Below are 2,434 nucleotides of genomic sequence, written 5' to 3'. Positions count from 1 at the left end.
CGGCCGACCTCTTTCTCCAGACGCTGCGGGTCGGCCGAGAGAATCCCACGGACGCTTCCGAAGGTGGTCAGCAGGCGCCGGGCGCGAGTCACGCCGATACCCGGCACTTCGTACAGCCTGGTGGTGAGGGTGCGCCGGGCGCGCACCTTGCGGTGGTAGGTCACGGCGAAGCGGTGCGCCTCGTCGCGGATCCGCTGCACCAGCTTGAGGGCGGGAGAGGAGCGCTCCAGCACGATCTCCCCGCTCTTTCCCTCGAGGTAGAGGATCTCCTCGCGCTTGGCGATCGAGACCACCGGCAGCGTGACCAGGTCGAGACGCTCCAGGGCGTGGGCCGCCGAATGGAGCTGCCCTTTGCCGCCATCGATCAGGACGAGGTCCGGCAGGTCCTTCCCCTCGCGCAGCAGCCGCGTGTAGCGCCGGCCGACCACCTCGGCGAGCGACGCGAAGTCATCCGCTCCCTGCACCGAGCGGATGCGGAAGCGCCGGTACAGCTGCGGCCGCATCTTGCCCGCCTCCCAGACCACCATCGAGGCGACCGAGTCGGTCCCCTGGATGTTGGAGATGTCGAAGGCTTCGATGCGCAGAGGAGGCTCCTCCAGGCCGAGCGCTTCGCGCAGCGCCTCCGACTCCTCGAGTCCGCCCGTGGCGTCGGAGCGTGCCGCCTGCTCGTAGGCGAGACGAGCGTTCTCGGCCACCGTCTGCAGGAAGGCCTTCTTGGGACCGCGCTGCGGCGCATGAATGCGGACACGCCCGCCCCGCTTGCTCGAGAGCCACTCCTCGAGCACCTCCTTGCCCGTGGGATCCCCCAGGGTCAAAACCTCCTCCGGCACCGTGGGCAGCGGCGCGTAGTACTGCTGCAGGTAAGCGGCGATCAGCTCCCCATCCGAATCGTGCGGACCCTCGAGGGTGAATTCGCGCCGTGACGCCACCACGCCGTCGCGCATCTGGAAAACTTCGAGCGAGGCACGGTTGCCTTCGCGGTAGTGCGCCAGGTAGTCCTGGTCCTCGAGGCCGACGGAGGTGAAGCGCTGCCGGACGGAGAGTCCTTCCACCGAGCGAATCAAGTCGCGGTAGTGGGCGGCGCTCTCGTACTGCTCGGCGCCCGCCGCCTCGGCCATGCGCTCCTTGAGGCGGCCGACCAGGTCGCGGTTGCGGCCTTCCAGGAACAAGCGGGCCTCCTGCACCTGGCGGCGATACTCTTCGGCGCTCACCAGGCCGGCGCATGGTCCCGTGCACTGGTTGAGCTGGTAGTAAAGGCAGGGGCGCGGCCGGCTGCCGTCGAGGCGCTCGTGGCAGATCGCCACGCGAAAGAAGCGCGCCACCATCCGCAGCGTGCGGCGGGCGGTGCTGGCCGGCAGGAACGGACCGAAATAAAGATGCTTGTCGAGGCGCGCGCGCCGCACCAGAACGACCCGCGGAAAGGGGTCGCCGAAGGTGAGCTTGAGGTAGGGAAAGTTCTTGTCGTCGCGCAGCAGGACGTTGTAGCGCGGGCGCTCCCTCTTGATGAGGTTGTTCTCCAGGATCAGCGCCTCGCGCTCCGAGCCGGTGAGGATCATCTCGAGATCGGCTACCTCGGCCACCAGCGCCGCCGTCCGGGGAGGATGCTCCATCCCCTTCTGGAAGTAGCTGCGCACCCGCCCGCGCAGCGACTTGGCCTTGCCCACGTAGAGGACGCGGCCGCGCGCGTCGCGATAGACATAGACGCCGGGGTGATCGGGGAGGCTGGAGAGCTTTTGCCCCAGGGCGGAGTCGGGGGACGGAGGAAACGGGGCCATGGAGGATCTCAGGCGCTCAGATCGATCTTCTCGAGGAAGCGGATCCGATCGCGCAGCTCGGCGGCGCGCTCGAAATCGAGCTTCGCGGCCGCCTGTTTCATCGCCTCGCGCAGCGTGGCGATCTCGCGCTCCAGCGATTCGCGATCGGCGTACCGCGTCTCGTCCTCCGAGACCTCGAGATCGATCTTGAGATAGTCGGCCTCGTAGACGCTCCCGAGGACGTCGTCGAGCGCCTTCACGATCGTCTCGGGGGTAATGCCGTGCTCGAGGTTGTACTGCTCCTGCATGGCGCGCCGGCGCGTGGTCTCCTGAATGGCGCGCTGCATCGAGTCGGTCATCCGGTCGGCATAGAAGATGACGCGCCCGCGGACGTTGCGCGCCGCGCGCCCGGCCGTCTGGATCAGGGCGCCGGCGGATCGCAGGTAACCCTCCTTGTCGGCGTCGAGCACGCCGACCAGCGACACCTCGGGAAGATCCAGTCCCTCGCGCAGCAGATTCACTCCGACCAGGACGTCGAAGGTGCCGCGCCGCAGGCTGCGCAGCACCCGCACCCGCTCGAGCGTCTCCACGTCGGAGTGCAGGTATTCCACGCGCACCCCCACGTCCCGGTAGTACTGCGTCAGCTCCTCGGCCATCCGCTTCGTCAGCGTCGTCACCAG

General features: G+C 68.2%; 2 protein-coding genes. Both read right to left on the bottom strand.

Annotated elements, in window-relative coordinates:
• The coding region (gene uvrC, locus VFW45_17590) for an excinuclease ABC subunit UvrC (GenBank protein HEU5182604.1) at window positions 1-1,775 on the bottom strand (1,775 nt) is incomplete at its 3' end.
• Window positions 1,776-1,783: 8 nt separating this feature from the next.
• Window positions 1,784-2,434 (bottom strand): helicase-related protein (locus tag VFW45_17585; protein ID HEU5182603.1); only part of this gene is annotated, 651 nt, incomplete at its 5' end.

It is taken from the genome of Candidatus Polarisedimenticolia bacterium (assembly GCA_035764505.1).
GTDB lineage: Bacteria > Acidobacteriota > Polarisedimenticolia > Gp22-AA2 > AA152 > AA152.
Note: the sequence above shows the minus strand (reverse complement) of the source record. Positions and strands in the feature narration are given on the sequence as shown.